This is a genomic window from Rossellomorea sp. NS-SX7 (genome assembly GCF_052828565.1).
Genome location: NZ_CM128249.1, coordinates 1,996,107 through 2,010,641 on the forward strand (window position 1 = coordinate 1,996,107; position 14,535 = coordinate 2,010,641).

The 14,535-nt window shown below is 44.9% G+C and carries 14 protein-coding genes and 1 riboswitch; all 14 genes read right to left on the bottom strand.

Going from position 1 to position 14,535, the window contains the following annotated elements:
- Window positions 1–39 precede the first annotated feature (39 nt).
- The 14 genes from ACUXV2_RS09910 to ACUXV2_RS09975 all read right to left on the bottom strand — a co-directional run bounded on the left by ACUXV2_RS09910 (window position 40) and on the right by ACUXV2_RS09975 (window position 14,524).
- Window positions 40–1,662, bottom strand: coding sequence for an ABC transporter substrate-binding protein (locus ACUXV2_RS09910; protein WP_446246841.1), 1,623 nt, complete (start codon window positions 1,660–1,662; stop codon window positions 40–42).
- 36 nt (window positions 1,663–1,698) lie between these two features.
- On the bottom strand, window positions 1,699–2,712 hold the full coding sequence (locus tag ACUXV2_RS09915; RefSeq protein WP_446246842.1) for an ABC transporter ATP-binding protein: 1,014 nt from the start codon (window positions 2,710–2,712) through the stop codon (window positions 1,699–1,701).
- Window positions 2,713–2,718: 6 nt separating this feature from the next.
- Window positions 2,719–3,672 (bottom strand): ABC transporter permease, encoded by a 954-nt coding sequence (locus tag ACUXV2_RS09920; RefSeq protein ID WP_446246843.1) that lies wholly within the window; start codon window positions 3,670–3,672, stop codon window positions 2,719–2,721.
- Window positions 3,672–4,604: an ABC transporter permease gene (locus ACUXV2_RS09925; RefSeq protein WP_446246844.1), complete on the bottom strand. Its 933-nt coding sequence runs from the start codon at window positions 4,602–4,604 to the stop codon at window positions 3,672–3,674. The genes ACUXV2_RS09920 and ACUXV2_RS09925 overlap by 1 nt, the downstream gene beginning before the upstream one ends.
- A 15-nt stretch (window positions 4,605–4,619) precedes the next feature.
- Window positions 4,620–5,444: a M55 family metallopeptidase gene (locus tag ACUXV2_RS09930; protein WP_446246845.1), complete on the bottom strand. Its 825-nt coding sequence runs from the start codon at window positions 5,442–5,444 to the stop codon at window positions 4,620–4,622.
- A 357-nt stretch (window positions 5,445–5,801) separates the two neighbouring features.
- The gene (locus ACUXV2_RS09935) at window positions 5,802–7,091 is read right to left on the bottom strand and encodes a nucleobase:cation symporter-2 family protein (protein ID WP_446246846.1); all 1,290 of its coding nucleotides are present in this window, start codon (window positions 7,089–7,091) and stop codon (window positions 5,802–5,804) included.
- Window positions 7,088–7,687, bottom strand: coding sequence for a xanthine phosphoribosyltransferase (locus ACUXV2_RS09940; RefSeq protein ID WP_446246847.1), 600 nt, complete (start codon window positions 7,685–7,687; stop codon window positions 7,088–7,090). Before ACUXV2_RS09940 ends, ACUXV2_RS09935 begins: the two co-directional genes overlap by 4 nt.
- A gap of 135 nt (window positions 7,688–7,822) precedes the next feature.
- Window positions 7,823–7,923: riboswitch (purine riboswitch) on the bottom strand.
- Between the two features lie 100 nt (window positions 7,924–8,023).
- Window positions 8,024–9,109 (bottom strand): MBL fold metallo-hydrolase, encoded by a 1,086-nt coding sequence (locus ACUXV2_RS09945; RefSeq protein WP_446247039.1) that lies wholly within the window; start codon window positions 9,107–9,109, stop codon window positions 8,024–8,026.
- Between the two features lie 182 nt (window positions 9,110–9,291).
- Complete coding sequence (locus ACUXV2_RS09950; protein WP_446246848.1) at window positions 9,292–10,674, bottom strand: L-cystine transporter; 1,383 nt, start codon at window positions 10,672–10,674, stop codon at window positions 9,292–9,294.
- A 145-nt stretch (window positions 10,675–10,819) separates the two neighbouring features.
- Window positions 10,820–11,839, bottom strand: coding sequence for a MoeB/ThiF family adenylyltransferase (locus ACUXV2_RS09955; protein WP_446246849.1), 1,020 nt, complete (start codon window positions 11,837–11,839; stop codon window positions 10,820–10,822).
- Window positions 11,839–12,603, bottom strand: coding sequence for a thiazole synthase (locus ACUXV2_RS09960; RefSeq protein WP_446246850.1), 765 nt, complete (start codon window positions 12,601–12,603; stop codon window positions 11,839–11,841). The genes ACUXV2_RS09955 and ACUXV2_RS09960 overlap by 1 nt, the downstream gene beginning before the upstream one ends.
- A 1-nt stretch (window position 12,604) precedes the next feature.
- Complete coding sequence (gene thiS, locus ACUXV2_RS09965; RefSeq protein ID WP_446246851.1) at window positions 12,605–12,808, bottom strand: sulfur carrier protein ThiS; 204 nt, start codon at window positions 12,806–12,808, stop codon at window positions 12,605–12,607.
- Window positions 12,805–13,914, bottom strand: a complete 1,110-nt coding sequence (thiO, locus tag ACUXV2_RS09970) for a glycine oxidase ThiO (protein WP_446246852.1) — start codon at window positions 13,912–13,914, stop codon at window positions 12,805–12,807. Before thiO ends, thiS begins: the two co-directional genes overlap by 4 nt.
- Window positions 13,907–14,524, bottom strand: coding sequence for a thiamine phosphate synthase (locus tag ACUXV2_RS09975; RefSeq protein ID WP_446246853.1), 618 nt, complete (start codon window positions 14,522–14,524; stop codon window positions 13,907–13,909). The genes thiO and ACUXV2_RS09975 overlap by 8 nt, the downstream gene beginning before the upstream one ends.
- Between the last annotated feature and the right edge of the window lie 11 nt (window positions 14,525–14,535).

Here is a 14,535-nt window from a genome sequence, read left to right on the forward strand (position 1 = left end):
TCTATGGTAAGAGTCTTCTCCACTCCGTTTTTATCCATCTTATTTTTTATCTGCCCATTTTAATTCCATGTATCCTACAGGATGACGGACAATCCCTGATACATCCTCATTTTGTAAGTAAACGTAGTTATAGAAGTGAATAGGGATGATCGGCATATCTTCCATCAGAATCTTTTCTGCTTTATACATCATTTCAAAGCGCTTTGATTCATCTGCTTCATTTTTGGCCTGTTTGATCAAATTATCGTATTCTTCATTGCTCCAAGCGGTGCGGTTCATGGAATGACCTGTTTGGAAGTTTTCCAGGAAGTTGATCGGATCCCCGTAATCGGCAAGGAAAGAGCTTCGGGATAGTTGGAACTTCAATGCTTTTTGCTCATCCTGGAACACATTCCATTCCATATTCGCCAGTTTTACATCAACATCAAGGTTTTCCTTGAACATTTGCTGAAGTGCTTCAGCGATTTTTTGATGAGTATCACTTGTGCTGTATGTCAATGTAACTTCAGGAAGCTTATCGTACCCTTCTTCTTCCATTCCTTTTTCAAGCATTGCTTTTGCTTCTTCAACATTTGTTTTAACAAGGTCACCGCTTGTTTCGCGGAAATCATTTCCAGATGGATCATTGAATCCGCTTGATACGAATCCGTATGCTGGTTTTTCTTTATTCTTTGTGACAAAGTCGACCATTTGCTGCTGATCGACAGCCATTGCGAATGCTTTACGGATGTTTTTATTCTGGAACGGTTCTTTATCTAGGTTGAAACGGTAGAAATAGGTTCCCGCCTGATCTTCAACGTTCACTTTACCTTCTTCGAACAACTGTTTACTCAAATCTGCAGGTACATCTGCTGTATCAAGTTCCCCTGTTTTATACAATTGATAGTCCGTATTGGAGTCATTGACCATTGCCCAGTTCACTTTATCCAGCTTTACTGAATCCGCGTCCCAGTACTGATCGTTCTTTTCCATCACGAAGTGGCTGTCATGCTCCCACTCCGTCAACTTGAATGGTCCATTCGCAACGAAAGTATCTGCTTCTGCAAACCACTCTGGATTTTCCTTCGCAACTTTTTCGTTGATCGGGAAGAACGCCGGGTTAGAAATGACACTTAAGAAATAAGCTTGCGGGCTTGTCAGCGTCACTTCAAACGTTTTCTCGTCGACTGCCTTGACCATCACCTTATCTGCTGAGCCTTCTCCATTATTGAAGGCTTCTCCCCCCTCAATGAAATAACCGAGGAAGGCAGCTGGTGATCCTGTTTGTGGATCTAATAATCGTTTCCAAGCAAATACAAAATCACCGGCCGTTACATCATCGCCGTTCGACCATTTAGCATTGTCGCGGATATGGAATGTGTATACCTTCCCATCTTCAGTCACATCCCACTTCTCGGCCATGGCACCTTCAGGCTCATGATTTGCGTTTAAGCGTGTCAGACCTTCCATCAAATTGTTTAGCGCTGTCCATGAATATGAATCGAATCCGATTGGCGGATCAAACGATGTCGGTTCTGCACCGTTGTTCAGGTACAACACTTTTTCCCCACTGTCTTTTCCGTCTTTGCTGCCCGTTTCGGTGCCTGCATCCTTAGTTGCTGTACAGGCTGCCAGTACAAATAGAAGTAATCCTGTCAAACATACTGATAAAACCTTTCTCATAAATGTTCCCCCTCTTAGTTTTTTTCTATCATTCTATCAGCGTATGTTATAGCTGATAGTTGAAAGCATCGCTTTTGCGCGTGGATCCTGGAGCCAGCAATTCACGTGGTGATCATCGGATAGTTGCGTCTTAACCGGATAGACCCGGTCGCAGACTTCCATGGCCTTCTCACATCGGGCTGAGAATGGACACCCGGCCGGAGGTGAAAACAAGTCCGGCGGGGATCCCGCTATCGGAGTAAGTTCCGCTCCGTTCAGGTCGAGTCTGGGCACTGATTTCAAGAGCCCCTGAGTATATGGATGCTGAGGTTTATAAAAAATCTCGCGTCTTGTACCTTCTTCAACGATCTTCCCTGCATACATGACCGCAATCCGGTCTGCAACCTGGGCCACCACACCTAAATCATGTGTAATCAGAATGATGGAAACGCCTGTTTTACGCTGAACTTCTTTAAAAAGCTCGAGAATTTGGGCTTGTATCGTTACATCAAGTGCAGTTGTTGGTTCATCGGCTATCAATACATCCGGCTGACAGACAAGGGCTATCGCAATCACGATACGCTGTCTCATCCCTCCGCTGAATTGGTGGGGATACTGTTTCAATCGTTCCTCTGGGTACGGAATGCCTACGAGATTGAGCATTTCAACGGCTTTTTTAGACGCTTCTGTTTTCGAAATGCTCTCATGCTGCAAGATGCCTTCCATGATTTGATCCCCAATCGTAAGAGTAGGGTTCAGGGCTGTCATGGGATCCTGAAAGATCATGGAGATATCTTTTCCGCGTACATTTCTCATTTCTTTTTCTGATAACTCCAGTAAGTCATGACCCTTAAATAAAATAGATCCGTCTGTTATCCTGCCTGGAGGATTCGGAATGAGCCTCATGATGCTCTGTGAGGTGACGCTTTTTCCACAGCCGGATTCACCGACGATTGCGAGTGTCTCCCCCTTGTGCAATTGAATATTCACTCCGCGTACGGCTTTTACCTCGCCTCCGTAGGTCGTGAAGGATACATGAAGATTATGAACGGATAGTACACTGTTATTCATGGATGATTACCTCCTAAGCTTGGGATCGAGAGCATCCTGAAGCCCGTCACCTAGCACGTTAAATGAAAACATCGTCAATGAAATAAATAATGCCGGGAAAAATAAACGCCACCAGTAGCCTGATAGAATCGTCGATAATCCATCATTGGCCATGACGCCCCAGCTAGCGTATGGTGCCTGAATCCCGAGACCAAGAAAGCTTAAGAATGCTTCGGCGAAAATGGCACTTGGTACCGTCAGTGTCATCTGTACGATGATCGGTCCCATCGTATTTGGGAGCAAGTTCTTACGGATGATCCTGGCCGTTTTTGTCCCAAACGTTTTGGATGCCAGGATGAACTCGTAATTCTTGATCTGAAGCACCTGCCCGCGTACAATCCTTGCCATTCCAATCCACCCTGTGACTGTCAATGCTACGATGATGGTTAACAGGCCAGGTCCCATGACGACCATTAATAAAATGACCACAAGCAAGTACGGAAGTCCATATAGAATTTCGACAATGCGCATCATCACGTTATCCGTCTTACCGCCTTTGTATCCGGCAACTCCCCCATATATGATACCGATGACAAAATCAATCAATGCGGCCATGAACCCAACAAACAGAGAGATGCGTGCACCGTACCATGTCCTTGTAAAGACATCCCGGCCTAAATCATCCGTTCCGAACCAATGCTGGCTCGAAGGAGGAAGATTCTGGCTTGCCAATGTTTGTTTGGTCACATCGTGGGGAGAGATAATGGGACCAATGACAGCCATGATGATCAGCAGCGTCAAGAAGACGAAGCCAAGCATCGCGAGTTTATTTTTAAGGAGGCGGATCCATGCATCCTGCCAGTAGGAAAGGCTTGGTCTTACAACAGCTTCAGCTTCTTCCTTGTTTTTCTCTTTTGGAATGAACCACTCGTCTAATGCTTCACTCGGCAGCTTTGAATGTTGATGTTGAGGTGCACCCATTATTTCGCCTCCTTCTTATGCAGCTTAATGCGCGGGTCCAGGAAGCCGTACGCAAGATCAACCAGAAACAGCATGAGAATTAAGAATGCACTATAGAAGACAGTCGTCCCCATGATGACCGGGTAGTCACGCTGGTTGATACTCTCTACGAAATATTTCCCCATCCCTGGGATGGCAAAGATCTGCTCGATGACAAAGGTTCCTGTCAGAATGCCGGCAGCCAGTGTTCCAAGCACGGTCACGACCGGAAGCAGCGCGTTTCGCAGTGCATGTTTGATGACGATTTTGAACGGCGATAACCCTTTGGCTCTCGCAGTTCGGATATAGTCTTGTGTCAGAACCTCCAGCATGCTTGACCGCGTTAAACGTGCGATGATCGCCATCGGTCCCGTTGCTAAAGCAAGTGTCGGAAGGACCATATGCTTCCAGCTTGTCCACGTAGCAACCGGGAGGATGCCCCAGTTGACGGCCACCTGTTGTATCAAAAGTGTGGCCATGACAAAATTCGGAATCGATATTCCAAGCACCGCAAATGTCATAGCCATATAATCAATCATGCGGTTATGACGAAGGGCAGCCAATATGCCGAGTATGATGCCGGAAATGACAGCAATAATCAGAGTGATCATCCCTAATTCGAAGGAAATCGGGAATCCTCTGCCCAATAAATCATTAACGGTTTGAGAAGGCTGTGTAATCGAAGGACCGAAATCCAATGTAACAAGTGATTTTAAATAATTAGCGTATTGAATCAATAATGGTTCATCAAGATGATAATGTGCTTCCAGATTCTTCTGAACCATTTCACTTGTATTTCTTTCCTCGTTGAATGGCGAACCCGGAATGGCATGCATCAGGAAAAAAGTAAGAGTGACAATCAGCCACAATGTGATGACCATGGCCATTAGCCTTTTTAACAAATATGTACCCATCAATTTTCACACTTTCTAACAGAATGTAGTTTTCATCGCCAGTTCGGTCATGACGACCATCGCCCGGTAAGCTTCTAATATATCTTTTGCCTGGAAGCGGACAGTCGTAGTGCCTGGCTCGAGGACAGTTCCGGGCATGATGCTCGCCCATTCTGCCTGTCCATAGTTGGCAAACTCGATCCGGAGCACTGGGTTATCAGGTGGTACGAGCGGCTTTACATTCTTGCGGTTTAAAAGCGCTTCTTCCGTTTTGTCTTTTAATAATGCATGTGCTTTAGCAGGGGTTAAGCTTTTGGCAACAGAGCGGGAGATCGTTTCCTTTACAACAGCGGTCGTCACATTCGGTATTAGACTCTCCGCTTCGAGTGCTGCTTGATCGTCTCCAGCCACAAGCAGTACAGGGACACCGTAATGCCCGGCAACATATGCATTGAATCCCATTTCACCTATGGGTGTTTCATTTATGTACATATGCCTGACACCGAATATCATCGAATGCGACATGACCCCTTTCATGGACGCCCTCGCATGATAGCCAACAAAAAAAGCACCCTGGAACGTCTCATCCAGTCCTTGCACCATTGAGAATGGTTTTACTCCACCGGATATCAACTTCGTTTCAGGGTGCAGCTCTTCAATTAAGAGATTATTCATTTGAGAATGACTGTCATTGACGAGCACATTGCTGCAGCCATTGTTAAAAGCAGCATGGATGACAGCATTGGCTTCCGCTGTCATGATTGCTCTTCCACGTTCATAGTTGTGCCTATTGGAATCTACATGGGTTTGATCAACCAAACCTGTGATTCCCTCCATATCCACTGACATGTAGATATTCATATTCATCACCTCCTTTTATAGGAAATATTATTTAAATTTTCTTAATATTATAGATATTATTTCAGAATATTTCAATAACATTTCAATCAAAAAGGAATATATTCCTATTTTTATATAAAATAGGTAATTTGACTTAATGTATCTCCCGCTTACGATTCAATGTGGGTTATTTTGAACTATAATTTAGTTAAATGTCACTTTAAATTCAGCTGCTGTCCATTGATATCTCTTCTTTTGAATCCTTATCCTTATTCGGGATCCTTTTTTCACATAAAATAGAAGCACCTTCTTTTTTCCTATAATACAAAAACAGCCAAAGCATGATCTTCCATGCTTTGGCTGTTACAATCAATTTTTTTATAAAGCCTTTTGCTCACTTAGTACCATTTGTGACTCTTTTTTTCCTTCGGCATTAAAAAATACATTCAACACGATTGCTGTGAGACTCCCTGCCACAATTCCATTATCAGTCAGAATCCTGATGCCCGATGGCATTTGCGCGAATAATTCTGGTACCGCCGTGACCCCCAGCCCCATCCCGACTGAGCATGCAATGATCAGCAGATTTTCCTGGGAAGAGAAGTCCACGCTGCTGAGCATCTTGATTCCATATGCTATGACCATCCCGAACATGGCAACCATCGCCCCGCCAAGAACAGGTGCAGGAATGATGGTGGTCAAAGCCCCGATTTTCGGCACAAGTCCGAGGATCACAAGGAAGAATCCGGTTAAATAAATGATGTGATTTTTCTTGACTCCCGAAAGCTGGATCAGCCCAACATTCTGTGAATAGGTGGTATAAGGAAATGCATTGAAAATACCGCCAAGAACAATGGCCAATCCTTCAGCGCGGTAGCCTCTTGCCAAATCTTTTTCAGCCACATTTTTTTTACATATATCTGCTAATGCAAAGTACACACCAGTCGATTCGACAAGGCTTACCATCGCTACCAAGGTCATTGTCAGTATGGCTGAGAGCTCAAATGTCGGCATGCCAAAGTAAAAAGGCTGCGCCATGTGGAACCAAGCGGCGTTCCCTACTTCATCGAAATCTACCATCCCCATAAACGATGCAGCGACAGTCCCTATCACCAAACCAGCCAATATCGAAATCGAGCGGATGAATCCGCTGAAAAATTTATAAAGTGCTAATATGATCAACAGTGTACCGAATGCCAAAGACAGATTCGTCAACGAACCGAAATCCGCACTGCCTTGGCCGCCAGCCATATTGTTCATTGCAACGGGAATCAGGGTGATCCCAATGATGGTAACAACCGATCCCGTAACGACAGGTGGAAAGAATCGTACCAACTTGCCAAAGTACTTACTGATAAGAACAACAAACACACCTGAGACGAGAATCGATCCGTATATGGCTGATATGCCGTACTGACCTCCGATTGCAATCATCGGACCTACTGCTGTGAAGGTACAGCCCAACACGACCGGAAGTCCGATACCGAAGAAGCGGTTTTTCCACACTTGAAGAATCGTTGCAATCCCGCACATAAAAATATCAATCGACACAAGATAAGTGAGCTCTTTCCCTGACAGACCCAATGCCCCGCCGACGATTAATGGAACAATGACAGCTCCTGCATACATGGCCAATACATGTTGAATACCTAAGGATACGTTTTTCATGAACGATTCAACTCCGATGCTTGATCTTCTTTAAATGCAATACGGCCAGCTTCCAGTGATTCGATCTCTGCCAATGATTCAACCCGGAATCCTTTCTGACGGAGAATAGCCCCTCCATCCTGAAAGGATTTTTCAATGACAATCCCAATGCCTGCAATATCAGCCCCGGCTTTTTCTACAAGATCGATCAGACCGAAAGCGGCCTGTCCATTTGCTAAGAAGTCATCGATGATGAGGACTTTATCACCTCTCTGAATATATTTTCCTGATATAGAAATTGTATTTTCTTCCCGCTTCGTGAAGGAATACACCTTCGAAGTGATCAACCCTTCTGATTGTGTGAGGGATTGACGTTTCCGCGCAAAAATCAATGGAACTCTAAGCTTAAGTGCAGCCATCAATCCCGGAGCGATACCCGAAGATTCAATGGTCAATACCTTTGTAATGCCTTGCCCTCCGAATCTTCCAGCGAATTCTTCGCCAATTGCATCCATCAATTGAGGATCAACCCCATGATTTATAAACGAATCGACCTTTAAGACAGAATCCGATAATACCATTCCCTCTTCACGAATTTTCTTTTTTAATAATTCCATCTTTCACTGCTCCCTTCAGATGCTTACATTAGTTAATGTCAATAAAAAAACCTAAAGACCATCACACTCATAGACTGAGTGAACAATGATCTTTAGGTATAGTGAAAAATGCAAAGAAAGCCACAAAAATATCCCTGTAATCCATCGCTCACCCATAGTCGGACAATTTACGGTCATCCGGTAGAAACTTGCAGGCCAATCCCCGCGATTATATGAGTGAATGTTTATTTGATTACCGTAAGTATAAAGGGTTAAAAAGTTGTTGTAAAGACAAATCACATACATTTTACCGGTTTTTTAATTTTTTGTTCGTGTTTATGAGTTATTCTTTTGCTTTTATTTGATTGCACATCGATTAGGTCCGATTTCCATTTCACGCTGTTGTTCATCATCAGGGGCAATCTTCCCCATATTTGTTTCCCTGATTTCCTGATAAGCATTCGGCTGAGGGGGCAGATTCTCGCTGACTGCTTTCCTGAACTCCCTTTCATCGCTGATGTTCAAACCATGATTTTGTTTATATAATACTCCCAGCTTCTCTGCAACACTGCCATCTTCATTCATTTCCTTGATCGTCATGAAATGGGCAGGGAGTACGGTTAAGTCATCGGCTAAAGACTTGTACCTCGTATACAATGTTTCACGAAGGTCATCAGCCCAATCTCCGGCTTTACCGGCAAGGTCCGGCCGTCCGATCGACTCAATAAATAAGATATCACCCGTCAGCAAAAAAGAGTCATCAATAATCAGGGATGTACTCCCGATTGTGTGACCCGGCGAATACAAAGGATGAATGGTAATGACCGAACCCCCGATTTTGATGTCTTTCCCTTCTTCCAATGGGTTGAAGCCGAACATCACTTCCCCTGCATCTTTCGGAGGCAGATAATACTCAGCCCCGGAGGACTCTGCGAGCTTTCTTCCTCCAGAAATATGATCGGCATGCAGATGGGTATCGATCAACGCTTTGATTTTCACGCCTTTTTCCTTTGCAAAGTTTTCAAAGACTTCTGTCATCCTGGTTGTATCCACTACAGCCGCTTCACCATCTGATTCTATAAAGTAGGACAGGCAGCCTTTACCGATTCGGACAAATTGGTAGAGCGTGCCTCCATTCTTTAAATCTCCAATCTTAATCGGCTCTAAATGTTCACTCCAAGCCTGCATGCCGCCCTCAATGGAATAAACTTGATCATAGCCGTGTCCGGCAATTTGTTCAGCAGCCTTTTTTGACGAGTTTCCTTTTGAACAAATTACATAAATCGGTTCATCTTTTGGTAAATGATCGACGATAGGGTCAATACCGTCCATCAATTCAGTATAGGGAGTATTAAGAACTTCGATTGATTTCCCTTCAACCTTCCAATCATCAAAATCTCCCTTTTTTCTTACATCAAGTATGAACGCTTTTTCATTTCGCATGACTTTTCGTGCAATTTCTTTTACTGATATGGATTTTACAGTCAAAAGAGCTACCTCCTCAATATTTAAGATTCCGGGTTCATTCAACTTACATCAGCTGAAAATGGAATAAACAAAGGGAATGCATACAAGTAGTAGCATTCCCTTGTTCAACCACAATATTTAATTCATTCCCTTATATCCTATTCTTCAGCTATTACTGGTGTTTGATAAATACCGCCATCCAATTCCCCGGTCACTTTACTTGTAATCACCCCAGAAGTCATGGCCCCGCTGACATTCACTGCAGTTCTTCCCATATCGATCAACGGTTCTACAGATATTAACAGACCGGCAAGCGCGATTGGAAGGTCCATCGCAGATAACACGAGGATAGCGGCAAAAGTCGCTCCTCCACCAACACCTGCTACTCCAAAAGAAGAAATGGCAACGATCAGGATGAGCGTCAAAATAAATGAAGGAGTCAATGGGTTGATCCCCACAGTAGGCGCAATCATGACAGCAAGCATGGCAGGGTATACTCCTGCACATCCATTTTGACCAATCGAAAGCCCGAATGATCCAGAGAAGTTAGCGATTCCTTCCGAAACGCCCAGCTTTTTCGTCTGGGTATGGATATTCAATGGAAGGGTGCCTGCACTGGACCTCGAAGTGAAAGCAAATGTTAAAACAGGAAGTACTTTTTTCACATACGTTACCGGATTTAACCCTGCAACTGTGAGCATGATCAGATGAATGATAAACATGATCAATAACGCAATATATGAAGCAACTACAAATTCACCAAGCTTGGTGATGGCATCGAAGTCACTTAATGCGACCGTCTTTGCCATTATCGCCAATACTCCATATGGGGTAAGTCTCAATACCAGTGTGACGATTCTCATGACTACGGTATAAACGGAATCAACCATCCTTTTGAAAAATGAAGCTGCTTCCGGATCTTTTCTTTGAGCCCCAAGGTAAGCGACCCCTATAAAAGCAGCGAAGATGACGACTGCAATCGTCGAAGTTGCACGCTGTCCGGTAAAGTCTAAGAAAGGATTTGCAGGGAAAAGTTCCAAGATTTTCTGCGGATAGCTCTGCCCTTCCAAGGCCGCTGCACGCTCTTCCAGCTGTGCCCCTCTCGCCGCTTCTGCATCACCTTGTTCAATCTGAATCGCTTCCAGATCAAAAGCTGCGGTCGTCGCGATTCCTACAGCTGCTGCAACGGCAGTCGTTCCAACAAGCAGGCCAAGTATCAACACAGATATTTTGCCCAGATTGTGAGATTGTTTCAGTTTCGTAAAAGCAGAAATGATCGACACAAACACAAGCGGCATGACAATCATTTGAAGAAGTTTGATATACCCGCTTCCGACGATATTATACCACTCGATCGACTGCTGTAGATTTTCATTTCCGGGATCATAAAGCCGCTGCAGAACGAAACCGAATACGATGCCTAGACCTAGAGCAGTGAACACCCTCTTAGAAAACGAAACCTTCCTCTTTTGCAAATAAAATAATACACCAATAAGAACAATAAACATCAGAAGATTCAACAGCACGACCCAAACATTCATCATAAAACCTCCTTTTTCCGGGTTGTAATGACTTGCTGGCCAAAGGCTTAATGTATTTTATGATGCATATGAACAAGATATGATGGTTAAGGCCCGTCCCATTAACGCTTTAATGCATCATCGAAGGACGGACCTTGGTTAATATTCAGCTGAAATACCGATGATAGAGCGATTTTGCTTCCGTAATATCTTTAGTTCCATGGATGAGTGCACGGCCGTCCCGAAATAGGACAATGCGATGTTTCCCTGTTTTACAGGCAATAAGGAATGGATTCTTCTCAACACTTTCCATAAGATATTCCATCTGTTCTGCCATACGATCAAGGTCCACGGCTCCCGGTCGTGCAGGTCGGATCTGTACAGCATCCCTTCCGCATAACACAGCCGATTTAAGCTGGTTTTCATATTGGAGGTATGGGTAGCGGGGATTTTCTCCGCAAGAAGGGCAGTTCGGTTTCTTCAACGCCCGGACATTCACAGAACTGTGTTCATTTCTCCACACATCAAATGATGTAAGGGTTTGACGGACTGCTTTCAAGTCCCCTGCCAATATTTTCAATGCTTCAGCGACTTGGTAAGAGACCACCATTGTTACAGCAGGTGAAATAACCCCTGATGTATCACATGTCATGCTTTGAGAAGGGATGGTTTCCATCATGCAAGTCAGGCAAGGTGTCATCCCTGGAATGAATGTATGGGTGATACCATAGCTGCCTGCACATCCGCCATATATCCACGGGATCTCTTTCTGAATAGATACATCATTGATCATGAGTCTCGTATCGAAATTATCTGTGGCGTCAATGATGAGGTCAACGTCTTTTGTAAGCCTGAGTAAGTCAATTGGACCCACATCCATAATATGGGCTTCGACTTCTACTTCTGAATTGATCTCCTTCAAGTGGTTCATTGCAGCTATAGCTTTAGGGAGCCTATCCCACGCATCCTTCTCAGTGTATAGCTGCTGTCTTTGAAGGTTGCTCCATTCCACGTAGTCACGGTCAGCAATCGTAAGTTTACCGACGCCTGCCCTGACAAGTGCTTCTGCATTTCCTGCGCCAAGTGCCCCCGCACCGACCACAAGCACATGCTTGGTAGAAATGCTTTTCTGTCCACTTTCTCCAATAGGGGCAAATAACTGTTGTCTGGAATACCTTTCATTCATCAGCTGACGATACCCTCCATCGGACTGCTAGCTGAAGCATAAGCCTTCTTGGGGATCCTGCCAGCTTCAAACCCCATTCGTCCTGCTTCAACAGCAAGCTTCATCGCACCCGCCATTTTCACTGGGTCTCCTGCTGCGGATACTGCGGTGTTCAAAAGGACACCATCTGCACCGAGCTCCATAGCAAATGCTGCGTCAGCAGGGGAACCGATGCCTGCATCCACAATCACAGGCACAGTTGACTGCTCGATAATGAATCGTAAATTGACTGGATTCATGATACCCTGCCCAGAACCGATCGGAGAAGCTCCGGGCATGATTGCGTGAGCTCCCGCTTCTTCCAATCTTCTTGCAAGCACGACATCATCAGACGTGTATGGAAGAACCGTAAATCCTTCTTTCACAAGCTCTTCTGTTGCGCTTAACGTTTCAATAGGATCGGGAAGGAGTGTCTTTCCGCACCCGATGACCTCCACCTTGATCATGTCACACAATCCTGAAGCCCTTGCAAGTTTTGCATGCCTTACCGCTTCCTGTGCCGTTTTGGCTCCAGCGGTATTGGGAAGGAGTGAATATTTTTCCAGATCCAGCCGTTCCAATAGGTTTGGCTGATTTTCTTCAAAAATATTCATCCTTCTTACAGTAAACGTCAGAATTTCCGCCTCCGATTCCTCCACCGCTTTTTTCTGTGTATCGAAATCAGGATATTTTCCTGTTCCTAGTAATAACCGTGATTGAAACGCATATTTCCCTATCTTTAACATTTCATCCGCCTCCTACGAAATGAACGAATTCAATAGCATCCAATTCTTTAATAGTGGTTGTGTCATATTTTTCTTTCTCTGTGATATCACCATTCACTTCTACAATGAGGATACGATCACTTAATGAAAAGTGATTGACCAAGTCTGTGATGGTCGACACTGTTTCGGGAATTTGCACAAACTGACCGTTCATTCTTATTTTCACTTTTCAAACATCCTTTCATTCTTACCACCCAATCTGAAGAGGGAGGTTATTTCGTTTCCGTCCATTAAATCAGCCATCAGAATCCCTGTAAGGGGCGAGAGCAGAATTCCATTCCGGTAATGTCCCGAAGCGACTGATAGACCTTCCCAACCTGGCACCCTCCCTATCAGGGGATGAGTACGTTCCGTTTTCGGCCTTACACCGGCCCACGCTTTCTCCCAATGTCCATATGCAAGGTCCGGAAGTAGTTCAATCGCTTTATTCATTAATCTGCTGATTCCTCCCAGCGTAACCGATTCATCAAACGTATAAGGGTGTTCAGTGGCACCAACCAAAAGGTGATTCCCTTGTTTTGGAACAAGATAACATCCTTCTGTGAAAATCGTCCTCTTTATTGGCGGGCTTTCCAGCATGACAGAGAAGCATTCTCCTTTGACAGGATATCCGCTGATATCGACGCCTGCAGTACTCAAAATCGCGCGGCTCCATGCGCCTCCCGCAACAATGACTTCACTCGAATGATATGTTTCATGCTGCGTCCTGACCCCATGGCATTTGCCGCGGTCCTGGAGGAAACCGAGTACGGGTGAGAACTCCTTTATTTCTGCACCCAGCCTAACTGCAGAACTCGACAGTGAAAGGGTAAGCTTTCGAGCAGACACATTACCGTCTTTGCCAGCATAGAGGGCTCCCATATTCCGTATAGATAATCGAGGTTCAAGCCTTGACACTTCTTCTTCAGGAATCCACTCTGCATCTTTACTTACGGCTGACAACATCCGCAAAGCTCTTTGATCCGATTCAGTGAATGCAAGCTTGAGCATCCCATTTTGAATGAATTCAACGTCCATTCCGCTTATTTCATTTAATTCCTGTAAGAGTGCAGGGAACATATCCCGGCTTTTGGTGGCAGCCTTTAGCAGATCTTCATCACCATCGAACTCAGTATGGACACCGAGCATCCCCGCTGCAGCCGAGGAAGCTTTACCACCGATTTTGCCCTTATCGAGAACCAGGACCTTTTTCTTTCTTTTTGTTAACTGATACGCGATCGAACATCCGATCACCCCGGCTCCCACTATGATGACGTCATAATACTTATTCAAATTTTTCACCCCTATCAAGCTGCAATCGATATTCTTTTGCGGAGCCAACGGGGTCACCTGCAAGGAAAATCCCGGATAGGACGGCTATTCCGGCGGCACCTGAAGCGACGATATCCTGCACATTAGCTGGTTTGATGCCGCCGATCGCTATGACGGGGATATTGACGGATTCGACAAGCTCCATGACTGTCAACGTTCCCACTCCAGATTTGCCTGCTTTGGAAGGCGTGTTGAATATGTTTCCGTATAGAAGGTAATCCGCTCCTTCCTCCTGCATAGAGACCCCATCAGCTATCGAGTGGATGGACGCCCCGACTTTCATGGAGGGGAATATCCTCTTAACCTTTGATACTCTTAAACTATGGTGGGAGAGATGGACACCTCCAGCCTCCTCTGCAGCTGCAACATCCACCCTGTCATTGACGATTATCTTTTCTTTAGGAAAGCCTCCCCGGACCAATTTTCTGAGGGCCGTCTCCATTTCCCGTGCTGTCCATCCCTTTTCCCTGATATGGAGAAAATCGATGAATGGTTTGACGGCCAGTGAAATAGAGACCATTTTTTCTATTCCTTGTTGACCAGTTGTAACAGCGTGAAGCTGTCTTCTCATTAAATCTCCTC

What these genes read in the sequence shown, in the direction of transcription:
- ACUXV2_RS09910 (WP_446246841.1), bottom strand. Translation starts at nt 1,662, where the DNA reads ATGAGAAAGGTTTTATCAGTATGTTTGACAGGATTACTTCTATTTGTA.
- ACUXV2_RS09915 (WP_446246842.1), bottom strand. Translation starts at nt 2,712, where the DNA reads ATGAATAACAGTGTACTATCCGTTCATAATCTTCATGTATCCTTCACG.
- ACUXV2_RS09920 (WP_446246843.1), bottom strand. Translation starts at nt 3,672, where the DNA reads ATGGGTGCACCTCAACATCAACATTCAAAGCTGCCGAGTGAAGCATTA.
- ACUXV2_RS09925 (WP_446246844.1), bottom strand. Translation starts at nt 4,604, where the DNA reads ATGGGTACATATTTGTTAAAAAGGCTAATGGCCATGGTCATCACATTG.
- ACUXV2_RS09930 (WP_446246845.1), bottom strand. Translation starts at nt 5,444, where the DNA reads ATGAATATCTACATGTCAGTGGATATGGAGGGAATCACAGGTTTGGTT.
- ACUXV2_RS09935 (WP_446246846.1), bottom strand. Translation starts at nt 7,091, where the DNA reads ATGAAAAACGTATCCTTAGGTATTCAACATGTATTGGCCATGTATGCA.
- ACUXV2_RS09940 (WP_446246847.1), bottom strand. Translation starts at nt 7,687, where the DNA reads ATGGAATTATTAAAAAAGAAAATTCGTGAAGAGGGAATGGTATTATCG.
- ACUXV2_RS09945 (WP_446247039.1), bottom strand. Translation starts at nt 9,109, where the DNA reads ATGCGAAATGAAAAAGCGTTCATACTTGATGTAAGAAAAAAGGGAGAT.
- ACUXV2_RS09950 (WP_446246848.1), bottom strand. Translation starts at nt 10,674, where the DNA reads ATGAATGTTTGGGTCGTGCTGTTGAATCTTCTGATGTTTATTGTTCTT.
- ACUXV2_RS09955 (WP_446246849.1), bottom strand. Translation starts at nt 11,839, where the DNA reads ATGAATGAAAGGTATTCCAGACAACAGTTATTTGCCCCTATTGGAGAA.
- ACUXV2_RS09960 (WP_446246850.1), bottom strand. Translation starts at nt 12,603, where the DNA reads ATGTTAAAGATAGGGAAATATGCGTTTCAATCACGGTTATTACTAGGA.
- ACUXV2_RS09975 (WP_446246853.1), bottom strand. Translation starts at nt 14,524, where the DNA reads ATGAGAAGACAGCTTCACGCTGTTACAACTGGTCAACAAGGAATAGAA.